The 21,030-nt window shown below is 45.6% G+C and carries 16 protein-coding genes; 7 read left to right on the forward strand and 9 right to left on the reverse strand.

Features of this window, described 5'->3' with window-relative positions; genetic code table 11:
• Positions 1 to 48: 48 nt before the first annotated feature.
• The 6 genes from IQ263_RS01035 to IQ263_RS01060 all read right to left on the reverse strand — a co-directional run bounded on the left by IQ263_RS01035 (position 49) and on the right by IQ263_RS01060 (position 6,350).
• Complete coding sequence (locus IQ263_RS01035) at positions 49 to 948, reverse strand: ABC transporter ATP-binding protein (protein WP_194065752.1); 900 nt, start codon at positions 946 to 948, stop codon at positions 49 to 51.
• A gap of 125 nt (positions 949 to 1,073) precedes the next feature.
• Positions 1,074 to 1,847, reverse strand: a complete 774-nt coding sequence (locus IQ263_RS01040) for an ABC transporter permease (protein ID WP_194065753.1) — start codon at positions 1,845 to 1,847, stop codon at positions 1,074 to 1,076.
• A 405-nt stretch (positions 1,848 to 2,252) separates the two neighbouring features.
• Positions 2,253 to 3,296 (reverse strand): hypothetical protein, encoded by a 1,044-nt coding sequence (locus tag IQ263_RS01045; RefSeq protein ID WP_194065754.1) that lies wholly within the window; start codon positions 3,294 to 3,296, stop codon positions 2,253 to 2,255.
• 107 nt (positions 3,297 to 3,403) lie between these two features.
• The gene (locus IQ263_RS01050; protein ID WP_194065755.1) at positions 3,404 to 4,153 is read right to left on the reverse strand and encodes a hypothetical protein; all 750 of its coding nucleotides are present in this window, start codon (positions 4,151 to 4,153) and stop codon (positions 3,404 to 3,406) included.
• A gap of 390 nt (positions 4,154 to 4,543) precedes the next feature.
• Complete coding sequence (locus IQ263_RS01055; protein ID WP_194065756.1) at positions 4,544 to 5,569, reverse strand: ABC transporter permease; 1,026 nt, start codon at positions 5,567 to 5,569, stop codon at positions 4,544 to 4,546.
• Positions 5,570 to 6,005: 436 nt separating this feature from the next.
• Positions 6,006 to 6,350 (reverse strand): hypothetical protein, encoded by a 345-nt coding sequence (locus tag IQ263_RS01060; protein WP_194010863.1) that lies wholly within the window; start codon positions 6,348 to 6,350, stop codon positions 6,006 to 6,008.
• 651 nt (positions 6,351 to 7,001) lie between these two features.
• Here IQ263_RS01060 and IQ263_RS01065 point away from each other — a divergent pair.
• Entirely contained in the window at positions 7,002 to 10,388 is a 3,387-nt protein-coding gene (locus IQ263_RS01065; protein ID WP_370588906.1) for a PAS domain S-box protein, read from the forward strand.
• A 362-nt stretch (positions 10,389 to 10,750) separates the two neighbouring features.
• Here the strand turns inward: IQ263_RS01065 and IQ263_RS01070 are convergent, their stop codons facing one another.
• Together IQ263_RS01070 and IQ263_RS01075 are read right to left on the reverse strand one after the other, a co-directional pair.
• The gene (locus tag IQ263_RS01070; RefSeq protein ID WP_194065758.1) at positions 10,751 to 11,818 is read right to left on the reverse strand and encodes an ABC transporter permease; all 1,068 of its coding nucleotides are present in this window, start codon (positions 11,816 to 11,818) and stop codon (positions 10,751 to 10,753) included.
• Positions 11,819 to 12,185: 367 nt separating this feature from the next.
• Positions 12,186 to 13,319: an AI-2E family transporter gene (locus IQ263_RS01075; protein ID WP_194065759.1), complete on the reverse strand. Its 1,134-nt coding sequence runs from the start codon at positions 13,317 to 13,319 to the stop codon at positions 12,186 to 12,188.
• 101 nt (positions 13,320 to 13,420) lie between these two features.
• Here IQ263_RS01075 and IQ263_RS01080 point away from each other — a divergent pair, with 101 nt between their 5' ends.
• From IQ263_RS01080 to IQ263_RS01090, 3 genes are all read left to right on the forward strand, one after another.
• Positions 13,421 to 13,606, forward strand: coding sequence for a hypothetical protein (locus tag IQ263_RS01080; RefSeq protein WP_194065760.1), 186 nt, complete (start codon positions 13,421 to 13,423; stop codon positions 13,604 to 13,606).
• Positions 13,607 to 13,697: 91 nt separating this feature from the next.
• Positions 13,698 to 15,491 carry an efflux RND transporter periplasmic adaptor subunit gene (locus tag IQ263_RS01085; RefSeq protein ID WP_194065761.1) on the forward strand — a complete coding sequence of 598 codons (1,794 nt, stop codon included), beginning with the start codon at positions 13,698 to 13,700 and terminating at the stop codon, positions 15,489 to 15,491.
• Between the two features lie 605 nt (positions 15,492 to 16,096).
• Complete coding sequence (locus IQ263_RS01090) at positions 16,097 to 19,207, forward strand: efflux RND transporter permease subunit (RefSeq protein WP_194065762.1); 3,111 nt, start codon at positions 16,097 to 16,099, stop codon at positions 19,205 to 19,207.
• A 384-nt stretch (positions 19,208 to 19,591) separates the two neighbouring features.
• On the opposite strand, the gene IQ263_RS29110 is transcribed toward IQ263_RS01090, so the two are convergent.
• Positions 19,592 to 19,723, reverse strand: coding sequence for a hypothetical protein (locus IQ263_RS29110; RefSeq protein WP_255515782.1), 132 nt, complete (start codon positions 19,721 to 19,723; stop codon positions 19,592 to 19,594).
• A gap of 66 nt (positions 19,724 to 19,789) precedes the next feature.
• Between IQ263_RS29110 and IQ263_RS01095 the strand changes: the two genes are divergently transcribed.
• From IQ263_RS01095 to IQ263_RS01105, 3 genes are all read left to right on the forward strand, one after another.
• On the forward strand, positions 19,790 to 20,038 hold the full coding sequence (locus tag IQ263_RS01095; RefSeq protein ID WP_194065763.1) for a DUF4160 domain-containing protein: 249 nt from the start codon (positions 19,790 to 19,792) through the stop codon (positions 20,036 to 20,038).
• Between the two features lie 16 nt (positions 20,039 to 20,054).
• On the forward strand, positions 20,055 to 20,351 hold the full coding sequence (locus IQ263_RS01100; protein WP_194065764.1) for a DUF2442 domain-containing protein: 297 nt from the start codon (positions 20,055 to 20,057) through the stop codon (positions 20,349 to 20,351).
• A 435-nt stretch (positions 20,352 to 20,786) separates the two neighbouring features.
• On the forward strand, positions 20,787 to 20,963 hold the full coding sequence (locus IQ263_RS01105) for a hypothetical protein (protein ID WP_228049705.1): 177 nt from the start codon (positions 20,787 to 20,789) through the stop codon (positions 20,961 to 20,963).
• Positions 20,964 to 21,030 lie beyond the last annotated feature (67 nt).

The following is a 21,030-nucleotide window of genomic DNA, read 5'->3' on the forward strand; positions in this document are numbered from 1 at the left end:
ATTTTGTAGGGTTCGTGGATAGTGCGGGCCAATCCTCCCTTGTCTGTGTCATTGTTCGCTTTGTTTCGTCACCTCGACATAAATATGTTCTAAACGCACCGGATACCGAGCGATCGAATAAATAGAAATCCCATCAAAAAGCAAAATAATCTCTTTTAATTCCAAACGTTCCGGCAGCCAAAAAGCCAAATCGCTACCGTAGCGGCGGGGAATGAAACCGTATTTTGCAGCGCGGGCGATCGCCTTTTCTTCCTCCGCAGTTTTAACAACAATAATTTCCTGAGCCGGAATCAGTTTTTGCAACTCCTCCAAACTGCCCTCAGCCACAATACTACCATTCTTTAAAATTCCAATTCTTTGACACAAACGCTCAGCCTCATCCAACAAATGAGTAGTCAGCAAAATTGTAATACCTTCCGATTGCAAGCGCTGAATCAACTCCCAGATTTCATAACGAGCCTCAATATCTAAACCCGTTGTCGGTTCATCTAAAATTACTAATTTAGGCTGGTGTACCAAAGCCACCGCAATATTCAAACGGCGCTGCATCCCTCCGCTCAAAGTTTCCACCGGACTTTGAGCTCTATCAGTCAAATTTACAGCCTTTAAACATTGTTCAACTTGATAGCGGCGCTGCTTCCGGTCTAAAGCGTAAATTTGAGCAAAAAAATTGAGATTTTCTTCGCAGCTAAGGCTTTTGTAAAGCAAATTTTCCTGTGGCGCTACACCTATTAACAATTTAGTAGACTCCGAAACAGGTTCGCCATTGATAGAAACTTTGCCGCTGTCAGCATTTAGCAAACTGCATAAAATATTGATAGTTGTAGTTTTTCCCGCCCCGTTTGGCCCGAGCAAACCGTAAATTTCTCCAGTTTGAATGTGCAGTGTTAAATCTTTAAGCACTGAACGCCGGCCGTAGGATTTATTGAGCTTTTCTATTTGCAGCAAAATTTTACATCTCCTTAAGTTTAATAGTACGATCGCACAGAGTTAGCTAGAAACCCGGTTTTTTACGACAAATACTGCGCTTTCGCCCACAAATTCAGTAAAAAACCCGGTTTATTCGGTCTTACTTAAAGTCTTCTTTCCACTCTCAACATCCGCCGATAAGACATCCATCCGCCTCCGAGCATTAAAATAGCAAAAATAAACAAAAACCAGAAGTGCGATTCAATATCAGCAAAATCTTTGCCGCCAGCCCATACACCCATCAGCGCTTCGTTCATGTGATAAATTGGATTGTACTGGGCGATATCCAGCAGAGTTTGGGGAAAAAGCGAAGCAGGCAAAAATGCCCCTCCTAAAATTAACAAAGGAACGCCGAAAGCCGCTACTAGCGAGTTGACATCTTCAGTGCGCCTCGCAAACTGCGTGCCGAGAATAAAGCCGACTCCTACGTAAGATATAATACTCAGTAAAATAATCGCGCATCCTAATAGAATAGAGCCTTGAAATTGTGCTCCGAAAAAAGAGGCGATCGCATATACTAAGATTACCTGACCGATGCCGATACAACTGTGAGCCAGAAAAATTCCTAAAAAGTAAGAAGTGCCGCTCAAGGGGGAAATAAACAAGCGTTTGAGAGTGTGCTGTTCTCGCTCTGAAACCACCGTTGCTACGCTGCCGCCGAGACAGCTAAAAAATAAAGCCGCTCCTACTAAACTTGCAGGTGCGGCACTTTCAAAGGCTTTGTCTGTAGTGAGATTAGCCCGTTCTTTTAAAATTAAAGCGTTAATTAGCAAGATAGAAATTGGGAAAATACTCCACAATACTAAGCTGCGCCGCCGTCTTCCCAATTCAATTAAAATTCGCTGCGCTACTGCGAGGGTTTCGTACCAGTATTTCATAGAGTTTTTATTAGCATTGTTAGAACTAGAAATTGATAGTGAGCCAGAAAAAAAACTTACAATCAAAAGGGTTCGTAGTGAGGACTTTAGTCCGCATCAAGAAGGACTAAAGTCCTCACTACAAACCTTATTGATGGTGTTAAATTTACCTGACATTATATGACAATTGATAACGACACCACGGCATATTATATCGCGTCCGGTATATTAAAAACGATAAAACTGCTTCGTAGTGCAGACTTTAGTCCGCACTACTAACCAATCATTTTTGTTACGGCAATCAACCGGACACGATATTTTACCATATAAAGATCAATAATTTTAAATATTAATAAAAAACCCGCCCGCGCGGGTTTTTTGATTCAATCGGACTCGGTTTTAACTCTTCACTTTCTGTCGCTGCGCTCATTTAATACTAAAGTTCGTACCTCGATAGCATCCTTGAAAAGAAGTTAAACTTGTGCGGTTTATCTGTTCCAATTTGGTGACTAGAGAGTCATTTTCGCTACTTTCAGGAGTAGCATTCCACTTGTAGATAAAGTTGCCGATATGCTCTCCGGTTTCTTCGTAACTGTGCTCTTCTATGGGAATTCCAGAAACTCCAGAAACAGTTTGGTTGTGGTATCCGTTAACAATGATTTTCTCGATAACTGCTCCGGGTTCTACATTCAGGTTCCAGTTAATCGGTTCGTAGGCAGAAAGTGCAAGAATTATTGGCTTGTTTCGGCGTTCTACTTTGACTTCAATAGTGCTTTTCGCTCTTTTTCCGTTCCCGTGAGCGGCATTTGCTTCGTAAACCCCGATTAAGTGAAGCTCTTTATTTCCCTTTGACGAACCGACATAAGATGAAAAATCGTCGGAACCGCCAATCCCGCAGTTGGCGCTAGAACTAATTGGGGAAATAAAAGTTGTTTTTTCGGCTAGTTTCTGTTGCACCGCCGGGACAACCCAGAGTCCGGTTCCGACTCCTAAAGCACCTATCAAAGCGGCTGCGATGCCGAAAGGAATGGCGTTTGTCAGGTTGCGAAAGGCTTTTTTGGCGGTTAGTTTAGATAGCGTTTGCTGCCACGTTTCAGGGTTTGGTAGCGAACTCTGGCCGCCATCGAGACAAGCTAACAAAGCTAAACTTTCCGGCTGTTCGAGCAGATTCTGCACTGCTTTCTCTTCGCCGGCGTAGAGAATTCTAGTTTCTCTGTCTAAAAGCAGCCAGTAGCGATCGCCCTCACCGAAGTTGTATTCTCGTACAGCAGGCTGAACTAAATCGTGCTGCAAAAACACCAGCCAAGCCATATTATTGCCGGTGCCGACTGTTTTGCCGTCGCTGGAAATAATTTGGTCGATGTCTGGTTCCCAACCCCAGGCTACCCAGCGGCTATCTCCTCGATAACCAAGGGATTTTTCCAGTTGCGGGTGAGCAGTTATTTCTAAGCGTTGAACTAAGTTTGACACAATAGGTATCCTCAAGCGCGTGAAGCGAAGCTATCCTGTTCGCGAAGCGTTCCCGAAGGGTAGGGAATCGGCACTTCAATGTCTTAGCTTAACTCATCCCAGGCAGTTCAAAAAGTGCCCGTGCCATTGCCATTTCCACCGTTTGGAGACAAATTGTTGCTCCGGGGAGTGATATTCGGCGAAGTTCCCGGATTGAGATTACTGGGAGTGGTATTCGGCGAAGTTCCAGGATTGAGATTACTGGGAGTGATATTCGGCGAAGTTCCCGGATTGAGATTATTGGGAGTGGTATTCGGCGAAGTTCCCGGATTGAGATTACTGGGAGTGATATTCGGCGAAGTTCCCGGATTGAGATTGTTGGGATTGGCGGGATTGGGCGAAGTTCCCGGATTGAGATTGTTGGGATTGGCGGGATTGGGCGAAGTTCCCGGATTGAGATTGTTGGGATTGGCGGGATTGGCGGGATTGGCGGGATTGGCGGGATTGGCGGGATTGGCGGGATTGGCGGGATTGGCACTCCCAGGAGTAGTTATGGGAGTGCCCACAGCATCTCTCGTGACGCTGTTGGGGTTCGGGGCTGCAGCCGGATTACTTACGTTGCGGTTGTTTGCAGGAGCATTGGCGGGGTTGCCGGCGGCGGGAGCCGTTTTTTGGGGCTCGGCGTTGGTGCCGCACAATCTGACTAAATCAAAAGTTGTACCGCTTGGGGTTTCGATGAAGCAAACCGGCACGTCTACTCGGGGGTTTGAGGCTCTGGGAAAGTTGCCTGCGTCCACCATCGGGCGGCTAAAGGCAGCTTCAGCCATTAGTGGGGTTAAAGCAGCCGATAGAGCGACTGTTATTTGTAATAATTTCATCAGCTTTTCCTCAAATTTTGCTTTTTATTGCTCTAGTATTGCCGATAAACTGCAAAGTGTCCTGAGTCTAAAAGCCGATATTTTCGATCGCTCTTTCTTAGGCGGCTCATTTTGGCTGCAACATTTGGCGCACGCAGAAAAATGATTCGGCGGTTCAAACCGCCAGAAAGTCAAACAAAGATGATCCGGCGGTTGAAACGCGGAAGAGTCAAACAAAGTCGGCGCAGGCCGACTGGTTGATCAACATGATCCGGCGGTTGAAACCGCGTCTACAGAAACAAAGTCGGCCTGCGCCGACTGGTTCATAAAGGGTATCCAAAACCCGGATTTGGTATGACAACTAACAACTAACTACTAACCACTGACCACTGACAACTAACAACTGACTATTTAGTACCGAATGCGCGGGTCAATATAAGCATTCAAAACATCAATTACAATGCTAGCAATTACCACAATCCCAGCAAAAAATACCACAATACCTTGAACAGTTGGATAATCCCGCAAACTAATCGCTTCGTAAAGGCGATTTGCCAGCCCCGGCCACGAAAAAGTAACCTCGGTTAAAATAGCGCCGCCCAACAGTGCAGCAAAAGTCAATCCTAAGACAGTAATCACCGGAATTAGCGCATTTTTCAGAGCGTGAGCCCATAAAATCTGAAATTCAGGAATGCCGCGAGCTCGGGCTGCTTCCACATAATCTGCTTGCAAAGTTTGCTTGAGATTCACCCTGACAATTCGCTCAAAAATGCCGCTCAAAAGAATGCCCAGCGTCAAACTCGGAAGTGCCAAATAATGCAAACTGGTGAGAAACTGACCCGGGTTAGCGCTCAGGAGACTGTCTACAGTGTAAAGTCCCGTGTAGCTTTGGGGGGCTCTTAATGTGACGGGAAAGCGGGTTCCCAAGGGAAACCAGCCCAACTGCACCGCGAAAATCAACTGCAAAACCATGCCAGCCCAAAAAGCCGGCAGCGAGTAAGTGATAATGCCAAACAAACGGCCTGCTGCATCGAAAATAGTGTTGGGGCGGGATGCTGCGAGGGAACCGATACTGATACCGACAATTAAAGCTATGGCCATGCTACACACTGCTAATTCCACTGTAGCGGGGAAATAATCTCCGATAATTTGCCAGACGGTTTGTCCGCGAGTGGTGATGGAGGTTCCCAAGTCGAAGCCCAACAAGTCTTTCATGTATTTAAGATATTGTTCCCACAGGGGTGCATCGAGGCCTAGTTGGGTTCGCATTGCTGCTTTGGCGGCGGCGGGAGCTCGCGAACCGAGAATTGCATCGATGGGGTCGCCCGGAGTGGCCCGCAGCAGCAAAAATACTGCTGTGGTGATTGTCCACAACATTAGCGGTGCTAGGAGTAGGCGGACAAAAATATAAGATTGCAGGGCTTTTGAACGAGACATAATATTTGGTTAGTTGTTATTGGTTATTGGTTAGTTGTTAGTTGTTAGTTGTTATTGGTCATTGGTTAGTTGTTGGTTATTGATTGTCGTTGTTGGTGGGTTATTAGTTATTGGTTGTCGTTGTTGCTTGTGGGTTATTAGCTACTGGTTGTTAATTGTTAGTTGTCAGTCGTTAGTTGTTATTAGAAGTTGGTAATTTAGCATGGTTCCTTTCTTTCCTCTGATGACGTTAGACGTTCGATAGGGAATCACTAATAACTAGCAACCAATAACAGCCAACCAATAACCAATAACCAATAACTAACTAACTAATAACAACTAACCAACAACCAATAACAACTAACCAACAACCAATAACAACTAACCAATAACCAATAATTAATAACCAATAACAGCCAACCAACAACTAATGACTAATGACTAATGACCCATTTTCCTATTCGCCCAGCAGCGATTCAAATGCGGCTTGTAAAGACTTGATGTCGCCTACTCTGGCGACTAACAAGTTTTCGCTGCCGGCATCCTGCAACCTGTCCTTCCAATACTGGATGCTCTCGGAGTTGTGAAACCAGAAACTAATTACGGTGTCTACGACTCGATCGACATCCCAGCCGCGATAGGGAGAAACTATCTCTACGGATGCCACAAAGGAGTCGAGAGTGCACTTCCGGTTTCCCAAGTATTCTACACCGGACGGTTGCTGTTGTTGCAGCAATTCCTGCTGCTGGTTAAAAAATGATAAAGTTGGAGATACGCCCAGGATTTCAAATGTATAGTTCATGTCATCCTCCAGAAGTATTGTTTTGCTAAAAGGTCGTAGCGGAGCGGGGCGCAAGCGATCGTCCGTTTGTCAACTGTCAACAGTCTACTGTCTACTGTTCAACCTCTTTTGGCGCGATCGGGATTTGGCCCCCTTATTTTATTAATAGCAAATTTTTTAACAGGGGATTGTCAAATAACTTACATTTGTGATGGCTTGGTAGAAAAATTTAGAATCAATTTTTTATTCAGCAGGGACAAGGCTGGCGTTCGGCACCCGGAGAAAATGAGAGAATTGTAGATTTTAGACAATTTGAGGTTTGAGGTTAAATAATAATTGGGACCGATCGATCAATTAAGGGATCAAAGCTTGCCTGCAGTTGTATTATGTTTGATCGGGTGTGAGTTTTGGGCACCGTGTCCCCGATCGCGATCGGCGCATTCACACAAGTAGTGGCACAATTAATATTATAATTTTTTACAGTAGCTGTTGAAACCTCAACCAAGTTTTGAGCGGCAGGCCACGGCACTTCACTATTGGTGTGCAACTTGATAATTTATAATATCTAGGGCATCTTTTAATCGATAAACGATACGCAAACCTGGTAAGTGCAAGAATATTGATGTTATTGAAAAGTCTGAGCAGTGTTGTCTGATGAAAAGCTCGCCCAAGATGTCACTGAGCCTAGTTTTGTTGATACCCCTGGTGGTACAAATCTCCGTAGCAGTCGGCGTAACGGGATGGCTGTCGTTTCGCAACAGCCAGAAAACCGTCAATAACCTTGCTACTAGGTTGAGCTTGGAAGTCGCAGCCCGGACGAAAGAAAATTTCCGCAGTTTTGGGGATGTGTCTCACCTGTTTCTGCAAATGAATACTGCTGCGATCGCTTCGGGAAACTTAAACCCGGAAGATTTCCCCAATTTAGAGCGCTATTTGTGGAACCAGACCAAGCTGAGCGATCGAACTACAACCATTTACTACGGCGACGAACAGGGCAAATTCCTCTTGCTCAAACGCGAAGCCGAAGACTTAGTATACATCAGAGACGAATCAACCGCTCCCAACCGCCAAATTTATCGCCTCGACAGCCAGGGAAATCGCACAGAGCTAATTAAAACGGCCCCCTACGACCCCCGTACAAGACCGTGGTATCAAGCTGCCAAACAGTCAGGAAAAGCCAGTTGGTCTCCGATCTACGTCTTCACTGCAGCGCCAGTTCTGGGGATTACGCCGGTGATGCCCATCTACAACCAAACGGGCAGCCTGCAAGGGGTTCTGGCAATTGACTTGACTCTTTCTCAAATCAGCGATTTTCTCAAAAGAATCAAAATTAGCCCGTCGGGACAAGTTTTTGCGATCGAACGCAGCGGGGAAATAGTCGCCAGTTCCACGGACGAACTGCCCTTTGTCACAACCAAAGACGGACAAAAACGGCTGTTGGCGACACAAAGCAAAAATTTGCTCATTCGATCGGCATCCACATACTTGCAAAAACAATTTGGCAGTTTTACACAAATTAGCAGCCAAGGACAGTTTACCTTCGATTTAGACGGCAAACGTCAATTCATTACGGTCGCTCCCCTGCAAGACGGCCGCGGCCTCGATTGGCTGATCGTAGTGGTCATCCCGGAAGCAGACTTTATGGAGCAAATTAACGCCAACACTCGCACAACTATCTTATTGTGCTTTTTTGCCTTCATATTGGCGATCGCCCTGGGAATCTTCACCTCTCGCTGGGTTGTCCAACCGATTACCCGATTGCTAGAAGCTTCCAAAGCATTAACAAAAATGTCCGAATCCTCCGACTTCACATCCTCGGAATTAGACGGCGAAGTCGAAGTCAAAGGCATCAACGAACTCGGTCTTTTAGCTCAGTCTTTCAACCAGATGGCCAGACAATTGCGATCGTCTTTTGTCGCCCTAGAACAAACCAACTCCAATTTAGAACAGCGAGTAGCAGAGCGGACTGCCGAGCTCGAAGCCACCGAAGCAGAATTGCGGGCTTTGTTTGCAGCCATGAACGAATTAATTATAGTTTTGGACTCCACCGGCCGCTACTTGAAAATCGCGCCCACAAATATGTCTCTGCTATACAAACCAGCCGAAGAATTAGTGGGCAAAACTATCGGAGAAATGTTTCCGCAAGCTACAGCCGACAATTTTACCAGCCATATCCGAGCAGCTTTAGAGACTCAGCAAACTATCAGTATCGAGTACGATTTAACCATTGATGAACGCGAAGTTTGTTTTGCCGCCAGCATTTCGCCGCTGTCAGAAACATCCGTAATTTTGGTAGCCCGCGACATTACCGAAAAGAAGCGAGCCGAATCGCTGCGGCGGATGAGACAAAAACAATTGCTCACACAAAATACAGTTTTGGTAGAATTAGCCAGAAATAAAGTGCTATATCGAGGCAATTTGCAAGTAGCTTTGAGGCAAATCACTGAAGCTGCGGCTCGTACCTTAAATGCAGAAGGAGCAGGAGCTTGGTTGTACGATGAGGGCCGCTCGAAACTGCAATGTCTCGACCAATTTTGGTGCAGCAACCAGCAGCACTCCCAGGGTGTGGAAATCGCTGCAGCAGACTATCCAGCTTATTTTAAAGCTTTGGAAGAAGACCGGACGATCGCAGCCGACAACGCTCTCTCAGATATCAGAACTAGAGAATTAGCGACATCTTACTTTGCCGAAAACGGCATCACATCCACCTTAGATGCGCCAGTGCGACTGGGAGGCCAAACAGTCGGAGTTATCTGTATCGAACAGGTGGGAAGTGTTCGCCACTGGACAGTAGAAGAGCAAAATTTTGCTGCTTCCCTGGCAGATTTGGTATCATTGGCGATCGAAGCTAGCGATCGCGATCGAACACAAAACGCACTGCGTCAAGCAGAACAAAAATACCGCAGCATCTTTGAAAACGCAGTCGAAGGCATTTTTCAAACAACCCCAGAAGGCCGATTCTTGAGCGTCAACCCAGCTTTAGCCCGCATCTACGGCTACGCAACTCCCGAAGAATTGACATCAAATCTCACAAACATCAGACAGCAAGCTTACGTCAATCCTAAGCAGCGCCAGAAGTTTATGCAAGTGATGCAAGAATGCGGACAAATATCAGGATTTGAGTCAGAAGTTTACCGCGTTGACGGCAGCATAATTTGGATTTCTGAAAGCGCCCGCGCAGTGTGCAGCGCCGACGGTGAGGTACTCTACTACGAAGGCAGCGTCGAGGATATTAGCGATCGCAAAGTCTTTGAAAACGCCTTGCAAGTCGCCCTAGAAGCAGCCGAAGCCGCCTCCACCGCAAAAAGCGCATTTTTAGCAAACATGAGCCACGAACTGCGAACACCCCTCAATGCCATCATCGGATATAGCGAAATGCTGCAAGAAGAAACCGAAGAATTGGGCTATGACGAAATAACCCCAGATTTAGACAAAATCCGCACATCCGGCCGACACTTGCTGTCACTAATTAACGACATTCTCGATATTTCTAAAATCGAAGCCGGCCGCATGGATCTTTACTTAGAAACCTTCGACATCGCCGCCTTGATCGAAGAAGTAGCCGACACCGCCACCCCACTAATCGAAAAAAATAATAACACTTTAAACTTACAAGAAATTACCAATCTTGGCAGTATGTACGGTGACATTACCAAAGTGCGGCAGATTTTATTAAATTTGCTAAGCAATGCTGCCAAATTCACTCAAAACGGTACAATTACCCTCACCGCCAGCCGAGAAAACGCCCGCAACAACAGCGAAGCGATAGCAGAAAACCGTTCTGAAACGGCAGAAAATTCTGCCCAATCAAACTCCTCTAAAGAATTTTTAGTTTTTAATTGTACAGATACAGGAATTGGAATGAATCAAGACCAATTGCAGCACATTTTCCAACCCTTTACCCAAGCAGACGCTTCTACCACACGCAAGTACGGCGGTACAGGTTTGGGACTAGCAATCAGCCAGCGTTTTTGCTTAATGATGGGCGGCAATATTTCAGTAAACAGTCAAGTCGGCGTTGGTTCTACTTTTACCATCCGCTTACCTCTCAATACTTAAATAATTGGTTATTGGTTATTGGTTATTGGTTATTGGTTATTGGTTATTGGTTATTGGTTATTGGTTAGTGGTTAGTGGTTAGTGGTTATTGGTTAGTGGTTATTGGTTAGTGGTTAGTGGTTAGTGGTCATTAATATAATTCCGTAGGGCGCGTTCACCAACAATCTTTCCTTCACATCCCAAATATTAATAAACCCGCCCCCACACCGCGAATTATCTACATCAACCTTGAGAATTGAGATTATTTCGATTCATTCTTGGGGCGGAGGTGGGTTTTTCAGTTCTGGGATTTGATGATATAAATTTTGGTGAGCTCGCCCTACAAATAGGTTAATTCTTAATTACCAATTACCCATTACCCATTACCTTTGAATGCTTCTCGGATCGAGAGCATCCCGCAACCCATCCCCCAATAAATTGAACGCCAAAACTGTCAAAATAATCAGTGTCGCCGGAGGCCAAACTAACCAAGGCTGCAACACTAAAATTGAGGCATTTGTAGACAGAGATAGCAAATTTCCCCAAGAAGGATCGGGTTGTTGAATTCCCAAACCAATTAAACTCAAAACCGACTCCGCCACAATAAAACCCGGAACCGACAAAGTAGCAGAAATAATAACATAGGTTGCAGTTTGTGGCAAAACGTGGCGGACAATAATATAAATTGGATTCGCACCCATAGCCCGCGCCGCCTGTACGAATTCTCGCTGTTTTATTGACAGTACCTGACCGCGAATTACCCGTGCTAAACTCGCCCAACTGATAAATGAAGTAATCAGCACAATCAATATAAATCGCTGAGCACTTGTTAATCCGGGAGGGAGGACTGCTGCTAGGGCTACTAATAAATAAAGTCCGGGAATCGTCATCAATACTTCGGCGAATCGCATTAAAATACTGTCAATCCAACTGCCGAAATAACCGGATATTCCTCCGATTAACAATCCCAAGGGGAAAGAAATTGCTATACCAACTAAACCGATGCTGAGGCTAATTCGGCTACCGTGTACTAGGCGGCTGAATTGATCGCGAGCTTGTTCATCTGTGCCTAAAATATTGATTTTGGCTTGGCCGGTAGTTCCAAACAAGTGGATATTTAAAGGTAAAATCCCTAAAAACTTATAGGGAGAACCTTTGACAAACAAACCGACAGCAGAGGGTTTTTGCCAGTCTACAATTAGCTCGCGAGCGCCCGTATTCACGTCTACTGGGCCCTGAGTGGTCGGATAAACGTGAGGCCCGATAAATCGCCCGTCTTTGGTGCTTAAATGAATCTGAGTCGGCGGCAACAATGAACCGTTTAATTGAGAGTCGTAGGGGTCGTAGGGGGCCACAAATTCGGCAAAAAATGCGACTGTATAAAAAAACAACAATACCACTGCTCCCAGTCGAGCCAGAGGATTTTGCCTAAGATTTTGCCACCATTTCATAAGTTTTAGGTTTGAGATTTTAAGTTGGTTCGTAGTGAGGACTTTAGTCCTTTTAAAAGGTTCGTAGTCAGGATTTTAGGGCTTATTGAAAAGTTCGTAGTCAGGACTTTAGTGCTTCTTAAGAAACGAAGATTTTATAACTTAAACATCTGCCCAAATCCTATGTTTTCAGAAGCAGGGAGGTAAAGAGAAAGAGATGCAGAGCCTCCGAATCTGCATTACCAGGTAGAGCCTGGTAACGAGCAAGTTTTGCTTAAAAGGTTCGATCGTTCGGAATGCAAGTCCTTCTTAAATAAATCAGTAGCAAGGGCTGAATTCGTGACTGATAAAAACTTTACGGACAGAATTTTTTACTGCGAACCTTAGACTATTTTTCTTCATCTGGAACCAAAATTAGTTGAGTTTCACGATCCGTTGTTTGACTCAATTCCTCGCCGTTAAAAGGGTTGTAGAAAAACGAGCCTGTTTGCGGAGGCAATTTGGGATTGAGTAAGATTTCTACTATACTTTTGACAACGCCAGTTAGGGGAATGGCCAGGATAACTCCTAACAATCCTCCTACTCTACCTCCTAAGAGTAAAGCTGTGAAAATAATTACTGGGCTCAATCCGGTGAGATTCCCCATGATTCGGGGGGCGACTAAATTGTCTTTGATTTGCTGGAGACCGATCGCCACTGCCAACACTTGCAGCGCCAGCCACCAATCGATAAATGCTACAATTATAGTAACCGCTCCAATTCCAAGCGTCGCTCCGATAAACGGAATTATTTCCATCAATCCGATAAACACGGCAAACAACAGAAAAAACGGAACTTGCAGCCACGAAAAAGCGAGAGTTAGTCCGATCGCCATAAATAGTCCCAGCAGCAACTGTCCCGATACAAATCGTTGGAGGTTTCGCTGCAAAGTTTCGGTTAACACATAGCGAATATCTGGGGAAAAAATACTGGTCAAACCCTGCCACACTCTTTTACCGTCTAAGAGCATATAAAATGAAATTACCAGGATAAAGATTAAGTCGATAAACCAGTTAAAAGTACCTACGACTAAACCTAAACTTGTACTTGCGATCGCCTGTACTTGCTCCTGTACTTTCGCCGATAACTGCTGCTCCAATATTTGCACGTCGAAGGGCAAATTGCGATCGGCACTCCATGTTTGAAATTCACCTAACTGCTGCCGCGCCGACTCCAGCAAGTCCGGGAACCTTACCCCTAACTGACTCGCTTGGGTGAACACAGGCGGTACAATAGTTAAACCAATTACTAATACTAGCAAACCCGCAACTAAATAAACGAGCGCAGCAGCTACTCCCCGCGGCAAAAATACTTGAAGTCTTGCTACTGCATAATTTAATAAGAATGCAATCAGTCCGGCTGTCACTAAAATGCTGACCAGTTCCCCAACATAACTGATCGCAGTTAGGGTAAACCATCCCGTTACTAGCACTAGCAACCAAGTAATTAGCAACTGTTGGACGGGAGAAAAAACACTGTTCATTATGATTTTTGTCAATTAAACTGGTACAACTTTTTAGCCGATGTGCCTGATTTTAGCAATAATTCGTTCAAAATTAGGCTTAATTCTGTGAGGATCAGTTGGTGACGAGAAAATTGTTTTGCTACAGACAGGGCTGGCCCGATCGCCCGCAGGCTCCAAATCACGCTAATAATACTCGGCGAGGAACCCTGGGCGAATTAAATGTCGATCGCAACTCTCCGGCGATCGGCCAGCCGTCAAGTGAAATCGCCTCACACTCACCCAAAAGGAGGACGCGACATTACTAGCGCCCTCGGCTAAAATAAACTAAATATAAAAATTGCAATCTTTCTTTACAATTGAAAAAATCAAGGGCTCAAACCGGCGGGAGGAACTAAAGTGACCAATCAAGTTTTTTCAGAAGCGGAAGAAAAGCAACCGCTTCTCCCCGTGCAAAGCGGGCGCGACAAAAATTCAATAGCCGATGGGCCTGAAAGTGGAGTTTCAGACCGATCTAGCTGGCACTTTTCTGGTGAGGAAGATGAACGAGAAAGATCCCTAGAAGTTCCAGAAGATGGGGAACAATCAGAACTTGAGGAACCAGAAGAGCCGGAAATTGGGCCCAGCAAAAAAATCAGGTGGCCGACGGTGTTGGCGGGCGCGGGGATTGGCGTAGCTGCAACTCTGCTAGCGGTACACTTGACTGCTGGCCAGAAGAGCGCGAAACCGGCCGCTACAGCCCCAGCGGCTGCTCAACAGACGGCGGCCCAAACGGTGACAGTCGCGCCTGTGAAATCGGCCGATGTGGCTAAAACTCTCGAAGCGACGGGGACTGTGGCCCCCTACGATTTGCTGCCGGTATTGCCGCAAGCCAACGGCTTGCAAATCCAACAGGTTTTGGTGAAGGAAGGGGATGCGGTAGAAAAAAATCAGGTAATGGCGATTTTGGATGATTCGGTGGTGCGATCGCAAATTGCCGCAGCGGTGGCTAAAGGACAATCGGCCGATTCTACAGTAGACCAAGCGCAAGCTCAGGTGCAGCAAGCTCAATCAAGCCAAAAAGAAGCCCAAGCCGGTGTCGAACAGGCTCAAGCTGGCGTGGAAAAAGCCGTTGCTGACTTAGCGCAAGTTAAAACCGGTGTCGGCCAAGCCCAAGCAGGTGTCGAACAAGCTAAAGCTGGCGTGAATCAAGCTAAAGCGGGAATTGCTTCGGCCGAGGCTAAATTAACTCAAGCTCAAAGAGATGTAGAGCGTTTTTCCAATTTGGCGGCGCAGGGAGTAATCAGCCAACAAGATTTGGAACAGCGCAAAACCCAGCAAGAAACTGCTCTTCAAGATGTGAACAAAGCTAAGGCTGATTTGAATAAAGCTTTGGAAGAACAGAACAAAGCAGCGGAAGAAGTGCGATCGGCTAAAGCTAAAGTAGCTAATGGCGAAGCTAATATCAGTACGGCGCAAGCGGCCCTCAGCAGTGCCCGCGCTAAGGTGAATACGGCGGCCGCAACTGTCAGCAGCGCTAGAGCAAATGTGGGGAACAACGCAGCAAGTGTCCGCAGCAATGATGCCCAAATCCAACAGTTAGAAACTCAACTTTCACAAACGATCGTCCGAGCACCGGACAGCGGTATTGTTGCTGAAAGAATTGGTCGTGTTGGGGATGTTTCTTCGGGGAGTCAAAAACTATTTTCGATTATTCGCGGAAACAAGCTAGAACTGCAATTGAAAGTGCCGGAAACTCAGATTTCGCAAGTGCAGCCGGGAACAGCCGTGCAGATTACTTCAGATTCTGACAAGCGGATTAAGTTGTCGGGAATTGTGCGAGAGATTTCGCCGTTAGTTGACCCGCAAAATCGCCAAGCTACGGTGAAAATTGATTTGCCGCCAAGCGATTTTTTGCGATCGGGAATGTTTTTGCGCGCTTCGATTTCGACGGCGACGGAGCAAGGTTTGAAAGTTCCTGCTAAGGCTATTTTACCGCAGTCTGACGGCAGTTCTATTGTTTACAAACTTGTGGGCGAGGACAAGGTGCAGGCTCAGAAAGTGGTAGTTGGGGAGATTACTGGAGGGGCGGTTGGCGATTTGACGAAAGCTCAGGTTGAGATTAAAAAAGGGTTGAAAGCGGGCGATCGCGTGGTTATTGCTGGGGCTGGTTATCTGAAGGATGGCGATCGGGTAAAAGTTGTTAGTCAGTAGTCAGTTGTCAGTAGTCAGTTGTCAGTAGTCATTAGTCAGTAGTCATTAGTCATTAGTCATTAGTGCGATCGCGAACGTTATTAGTGAGTGGTTGTAGGGTGCATCAAGGCTAAATGTTTTCTCAGAGATTGCTGATTAACTTTATCCCTGACGCACCCTACGATTAGTTAATTAGTTTCTTCTTTCTTCCTTATTCCTTATTCCTTCTTTTCACCCGCTCAGCTTCGCCGAAGGGAATTATTCCTTCTTCCTGATGACGTTGGACAGAAAGCTCGGGGGAAGGGACAGCACTAATAACCAATAACCAACAACTAATAACCAATAACTAATAACTAATAACCAATAACCAACAACCAATAACCAACAACCAACAACTAACATTAAACAACCAACATTAAACACCTAATAACCAATAACTAATAACCAATAACTAATAACCAATAACTAATAACCAATAACTAATAACCAATAACCAACAACCAACAACCAATAACCAACAACCAACAACCAACAACCAACAACCAACAACCAACAACCAATAACCAATAACTAACAACTACTGACTACTGACTACTGACTTCTTCCCTTCTTCCCTTCTTCCCATTATGTCTTTCAATATTTCGGCTTGGTCGATCAAACAGCCAGTCCCCACGATTGTTCTATTCTTAATTCTGACAATCGGGGGTTTGGTATCATTTCCCGTTTTAGGCATTGATGATTCACCTAATATCGATATCCCTTCTGTTTCGATATCTGTCAGCCAACCGGGGGCAGATCCAGCAGAACTTGAATCTCAAGTTACGAAAAAAGTAGAAGATGCTGTGGCGGGCTTGGGGAATATTGACCACATTATTTCTACTGTTAATGATGGTTCTTCTAATACGACAGTTAACTTTTTGTTGGGTACAAATAGCGATCGCGCTACGAATGATGTCCGAAATGCGATCGCCCAAATTCGCCAAAACTTGCCGCAAGATATTAATGATCCCGTTGTCAAGCGGGTGGAATTTGCGGGTAGTTCCATTATGTCCTACGCCGTGGTTTCCGATCGCCAAACCGTAGAACAGTTAAGCGAATTAATCGACCAAAACATCAGCCGCGTCCTCCTATCCGTTAAAGGTGTCGCTCAAGTGCAGCGAATCGGAGGCAGAGACAAGGATGTTCGAGTTGATTTGAACCCGGAATTACTGCAAAGTCTCGGCATTACAGCTACCCAAGTTAACGACCAAATTCGCAATTTCAATATCAATCTTCCCGGTGGTAGAACTGAAATCGGCAATTCCGAGCAAACAGTCCGCACCCTCGGCAGTGCCAAAACTATCGAACAGTTGAAAGCTTATCAAATTACTTTGCCCAAAGGCGGTTTTGTGCCGCTTTCTAGTTTGGGAAAAGTTGACGAAGGCTATGCAGAAGCGCGTCAGGGCGCGCGGCTAAACAACAAACCCGTGGTGGCTTTTTCTATCCTCCGCAGCACCGGCAGCACTCTCGTGACTGTGGAAGAAGCAGTGCGGGAAGCTGTCAAGACAATGGAAACAACTTTGCCGCCGGATGTGAAGCTGGAACTTATTTATACCTTAGCAGATCACATCCGAGATTCTTATCAAGCTTCTGTGGATGCTTTAATTTTGGGGGCGGCTTTAGCGATTATTACTATTTTTATTTTTCTGCGGGATTGGCGGGCAACTTTGATTGCTGCTGTGGCTTTGCCGCTGTCGGTAATTCCTACTTTTGCTGTGCTGAGGATGGTGGGATATACGCTTAACAGCATGACTTTGTTGGCGCTGTCGCTGGTGGTTGGCATATTAGTTGATGATGCGATCGTCGAAATTGAAAATATCGAACGGCACGTCGGGATGGGGAAAACGGCTTATCAAGCTGCTTTGGATGCTTCGGCTGAAATTGGTTTAGCTGTCGTTGCTACGACGATGACAATTGTTTCGGTATTTGCACCGGTGGCTTTTATGCCGGGAATTCCGGGTCAGTTTTTTCGGCCTTTTGGGGTGACGGTTTCGGCATCGGTGTTATTTTCGCTGTTAGTAGCTAGAACCGTGACTCCGATGATGGCGGCTTATTTGTTTAAGGAGAAAGGGCATCATGAGGAACTCAAAAAAGACCAACTTTCTTATCAGTACCGCCGGCTTTTGACTTGGGCGCTGAAGCATCGGGCGATCGTCCTAATTTTAGGAATTGCTTTGTTTTTCGGCAGCGTTCAATTAATACCTTTCATTCCGACAGGGTTTATCGATCGCGATGATACCGGACTTTCTACTGTCTCGATCGAATTACCCCCCGGTTCCACCTTGCAGCAGACAGATTTAGCAGTGCAGGAAGCAACTAAATTATTGCTCGCCCACCCAGCCGTAGATAGCGTTTTGGAGACTGAAGGCGCTCCGACTGTCTCCGGGGGCGCGGGTGGCGGCGGAGGGGGCGCGGGTGGCGTAAATTCAGCCAGTCTGTACGTGAAATTAAAGCCGGCAGATCAACGGATCGGACAACAGAAGTTTGAGGAGGGAATGCGGCCGAAACTGCGGGATGTTCCGGGCGTGCGGCTGAGTTTTGCTCAAGGACGTGTGGGCGGTAGGAAGCAAATGTCGATCGTCCTCAAGAGCGAAAATGCGGAAGCTTTAACCAAAACTGCGGCATCTCTGACGCAACAAATGAAGCAAGTTCCAGGGCTGATTGAGGTAGAATCGAGCGCGAGTTTAGTGAAGCCGGAGATTTTGGTAAAACCCGATCCAATTAGGGCGGCGGATCAGGGTGTATCGGTGCAACAAATTGCTCGCACTGCATCTCTGGCAACAATTGGAGATGTTGATTCAAATCTGGCTAAATTTGATTTGGCTGACAGACAAATTCCAATTCATGTGATGTTAGCGCCGCAGTTTCGCAGCGATATCGAAACAATTAAGAACCTGCAGGTACCGGGAAAAAATAATACTTTAGTGCCGTTGAGGGCGGTGGCGGATATTGCTTTGGGTAGCGGGCCTTCTCAGATCGATCGCTACGACAGAGCCCGTCAAGTATCTGTAGAGGGCAATTTGTTGCAGGGTACGACTTTAGGAGAAGCTTCGGCGGCGGTAAAGAAACTGCCTGCAATGAATCCTTTACCTCCCGGTGTGGAACAGGAATCTTCGGGTGATGCCAAGGTGATGCAGGATATTTTCAGCGGTTTTGCGGGGGCTCTGGGAACGGCGGTATTGTTTATTTATGGTGTGTTGGTGTTGCTGTTTGCAAATTTCCTGCATCCGATCACAATTATGGCGGCCTTACCTTTGTCTCTCGGTGGCGCGCTGCTGGGACTTTTGGTGGGACAAAAATCCCTCGGTTTGTACGCTTTGATTGGGGTAGTGTTGCTGATGGGAATTGTGACGAAAAATTCGATTTTGTTAGTGGATTACGCGATTATGAATCAGAAGGAAGGCGAACCGACGTATGAGGCGACGCTGGATTCTGGAATAGCGCGGTTGCGGCCGATTTTGATGACAACTATTGCGATGATTGCTGGGATGGTACCGATTGCGCTGGGAATTGGCGCTGGTTCTCAGGTTCGCAGCCCGATGGCGATGGCGGTAATTGGCGGTTTGATGACTTCGACGCTGCTGACTCTGGTGGTGATTCCGGTGGTGTTTACTTATATGGATGGTGTGCAAATCTGGATTTTTAATTTGGTGCGGGGGAAGAAAAAACGTCAAGGGCGATCGAAGTTCTCTGGCTAGGGAAATGGTACAGCCTAGAAGCTGTCAATTTAAGCCTTAAATCCCTGAGAAATTTCGCTTTTGGCAGTAGCCAGATCCCCCTAAATCCCCCGGATAGTCGGGGGACTTTGACAAGACTATTTTCCCCCCTTTCTTAAGTCGGGTTAGGGGGTATCGGGAGGCTCATGTTAAGGGACAAAAGACTGGTTTTGCTCGTTGTGTTCGTTACCAGGTTCTGCCTGGTAATGCAGAGTCGGAGGCTCTATGTTCTAAATCCGATCGAGCCTCAGCAATTTGTTCGTTACCAGGAAGAGTCTCCTTTGATCTGACAAGTTAAAAGAGAGAGGACTTTAGGAGGTGTTTAAGTTATGAAGTTTTCGATCCTTAAAACCTACTCCCTATCATTTAACCAGATTGTGGAGCCAGAGAATCAATATGATCTGTGGCAAAATTGAGAAAGTATTCTGTCGGCGATATCAGTTGTTTGGCGTCGGTTTCTGTGATATTGCGATCGACATTCGCTAGAAATTCCTTCAATCTCAAATCTCATTGGGCCCTAAACTTGGTTACAATAATCCTTATCTAGTCGTTTAGAGAAGCTTTATGCCAGAAGTTGCACGATTTTACGGAATCATCATCAAAATTTTCTTTGGGGATCACGCACCTCCTCATTTTCACGCAGTTTACGGTGAGTACAATGCTTTGATAGCCATTGAGTCTTTAGAGATTATTGAAGGAGATTTACCGAATCGGGCCCAAAAGCTGGTATTAGAATGGGCTGCGCTGTACCAAAAAGAACTGCTGGATATGTGGAACAGCCAAGAATTTAGTAAACTTCCACCGTTAAAATAACTGTGATTTTTTTTTTATGAAACCTGAGCGCATTGTTTCGGCTAAAGCTATTGATGATAGCACCTTGATTGTTAAATTTACCAATTCAGAAATCAGAAAATATGACATTTCTAAATTATTAGATAATCCAATGTTTTCGGACTTACGCAATCCTGGGTTTTTCAGAAACTTTAGAATTGAACCTGGTGGTTATGGGCTGGTTTGGAATGAGGACATCGATCTCAGTGAATATGAACTTTGGCAGAATGGAATTAGTTTGACGGATGAGGAAATTGAGCAATATATTGAATCTATACATAGTGTTGCTCACTGAGAAACAATGCCTGATGTTGGGCGATCGAATTTTCGATCGCGCACATCTCGATATCAGGAATGAAAATTTAATAACTTAAGCGATTGCTCGTTACCAGGAAGAGCCTGGTAATGCAGATAGGCGAGGCTGTGCTTCCTTTGATATCGTAACTTACAGGAGAGAGGACTTTAGGAGGTGTTTAAGTTATGAAGTTTTCGATCCTTAAAACCTACTCCCTATCATTTAACCAGATTGTGAAGGCAGAGAATCAATATTATCTGTGGCAAAATTGAGAAAGTATTCTGTCGGCGATATCAGTTGTTTGGTGTCGGTTTCTGTGAGATTGCGATCGACATTACAGTCACAATTCTACTATACCAAAAAGCCGTGAAGCGAAGTTATCCCCTAGGGAATCGCCCTGCGTATTGCCACAAGAACCTACAATATTTTCCCGCTATGGAAAAAGCACTGCCCTGTCCGAGTGCGGTGTCGCGATCGGCATCTCGTTGTTTAATTCAGTTAATCGATCGGTGCGTAGATACAGATTTTGGCGATCGCTCAAATATGAAGGTAGTAACTATAACATCTTTTGGCGCAAATAAAATAAAAAAAATCTCGCAAAAAAAACTTTGACAATTTGCATAATTTTTGAGGAAAACCCCTGATAGATAAGTAAGGTGTGGCGCTTAATCTCAAAATT

Origin of the sequence: Tychonema sp. LEGE 06208 (assembly GCF_015207505.1) — a bacterium.
Taxonomy (GTDB): Bacteria; Cyanobacteriota; Cyanobacteriia; order Cyanobacteriales; family Microcoleaceae; genus Microcoleus.